This is a genomic window from Protofrankia sp. CiP1_Cm_nod3, assembly GCF_982290655.1.
In genome coordinates, this window is sequence record NZ_CEVIVD010000098.1 from 4,204 (window position 1) to 6,522 (window position 2,319).

General features: G+C 72.0%; 1 protein-coding gene. It reads right to left on the reverse strand.

What is annotated here, in order from left to right; all coding sequences use genetic code 11:
* Nucleotides 1-58: 58 nt before the first annotated feature.
* Nucleotides 59-1,555, reverse strand: a complete 1,497-nt coding sequence (locus tag AC5LUJ_RS17200) for a class I adenylate-forming enzyme family protein (protein WP_250291310.1) — start codon at nucleotides 1,553-1,555, stop codon at nucleotides 59-61.
* Nucleotides 1,556-2,319 lie beyond the last annotated feature (764 nt).

Sequence of the window (2,319 nt, forward strand, 5' to 3'; positions counted from 1 at the left end):
GATCCTTGCGGGTACTTCGGGGGGAGGGGAGAGGCTTCGGGGAGGGGAGAGGATGGAGTCATGCGGCGGCTGAGCCGGGGAGCCGGGCCGTGCCGGGCAGCTGCCGGAGCGGGCCGTTGCGGCCGCCGGGGAGGTCGGTGACGATCTCTATGCTGGTTGGCCGCTTGAAGGTGGCGAGGCCGGCCTCGCAGCGCTCCACGAGCTCGGCCACGAGCAGGGGATCGGGGCCGTTCGCCGGGACGACCAGCGCGACGGGCACCTCGCCGAGCACGGCGTCCGGCCGGCCCACCACCACCGCGCGGCGCACCCGCGGGTCGGCGAGCAGGACCTCCTCGACCTCACGGGGGGAGACCTTCTCACCACCACGGTTGATCATGCCGTCGCCGCGGCCGGTGAGGTAGAGGTAGCCGTCGGTGTCCGTGAAGCCGGTGTCGCCGGTGTCCAGCCAGCCGTCCGGGGTGAAGCTGTCAGCGCCGGCCGGGCCGGCGTAGGCGCGGATGACCCCGGGGCCGCGGATCTGCACCCGCCCGGCCTCCTGCGGCGGGCACGGCATCGCCTCGTCGTCGACGACACGCACCTCGCTGCCCACCGGCAGGCCCACCGAGCCGGGCTTGCCGGCCCCCCGCGGGGGGTTCGCCGTGATCAGGCCGCCGGCCTCGGCCATACCGTAGGTTTCCAGCACCGGGACGCCGGTGGCCTCCTCGAACGCCTGTAACACGGGGACAGGCAGGGGAGCGGAGGCGGACCGGACGAACCGGACCCGGCAGTCGCGGGCCTGGGCGGCACGCGGATCCATGGCCAGCAGGGCCACGACCGACGGGACCCCGTTGATCCAGGTCACCTGGTGATTTCTGATCATCGTCCAGAATCCGCGGCGGCGGAACCGGCGGTCGAGGACGAGGGTGCCTCCGCCGCACAGGGTGGCGAGCAGCCCGGTCACCTGCGCGTTGACGTGGATCAAGGGGAGCGGGTTGTAGCCGGTGTCCGTCCGGGTCAGCTGGTGGTGGCGCGCGGCGGCGGCGGCCACGTGTGCGAGCTGCCCGCCGTCGAGGAAGATCTCCCTGATCGCTCCGGCCGTCGACGAGTCCGTCGAACTCGTCAGCAGGACGCCGCCGGACAGCCGGCAGCGTGCGCCACCGTGGCCGGCGGCACTGGGGGATGACGTGACGGTGTGCCCGGTGGTCAGCCGTGGGCTGAGCTGGCGGAGGGCGCAGGTGGGGGGCAACGGCCGGTCGGTGACCACGAGATCGGGGCGGGTCCGCGCCAGCGCCCGTTCCAGTTCCGCGGGCGGGGCGTCGGGATCCAGGGGGACCGCGTGCCTGCCGCTCACCAGGACGGCGAGGAAGACCACGGCGAAGTCCAGGGGATCCGACACGAGGATCGCGATCCGCCCCCGCGGCCGCGGGCCGTGCGCGTCCAGATCGGTCTGCCAGCGCTGAACGAGGGCAGCCATTTCGCCGTAGGTGACCGAGCGGTTGCCGCGAGCCTCCCTGAGGTACACCTGCCCCGGTTGTTCCCTGCCGCGTACACCCAGCCACCCGGTCACGGATGTCACTTTCACCACCACCTTCGCCGGCTTCCGTGTAAATACGCCTCACCCGGTGCCGGAGGATTTCTGACCACGTTCCCGATACCTCTCTCCGCAAAACACCCCAGACCGCTATATCAGTTTCCGGCGGGCTGATGTGACGTTACCCGGGGTGTTGCTGGTCACATATGGACCGGGGGAGAAACGGCGGCTTCCGTGTGTCACCCGGTAATAAGCCCCCTGAGCCGAACGCCCTGTCCCGCAGGTGTTCCCGCCGGACGCGACAGTGGTCCCGCCCCTGTGGCGGGATGAGCATATCCCGCCGGGAGCGGGCCACCGTGGCCGCTTGCGCACACCCGTCGTCCGCCTGGTTGTCGTCTGCCGCCCGGCGCCGTCCGGAGTACGGCCCGCCCGTCACGACGGATGACAGCGGATGACGGATGACGGCGGGCGAACAATCCCGCATCTCCGCCGTCAAATGCCGCCCTGGCCGTCGCTCCGGTGCCGAATAGCCGGCTTCGGGCCGCGCTGGTCCGGGGGAGGGTGTTTCCAAGACATTGTTCCGCGGACGCGCCCGCGGGAAACAGGTCCACAGGGCCCGGGTGGCCCAATCCGTTCGCGGCGGCCGACCGGCGTTGTGGCCGGGTGCCAGGCCTCGCGAGGGATGTTCCTGGTGTGTCGAGTGTGTGCCTGGTGCGCCGAGCGACGGACAGCGACGGGCACGGCAGAACGGATGCGGCAGGGGCGCGGCGGGCCGGCGGGGATCATGAGGCGGACGGCCGGTGGGGGCG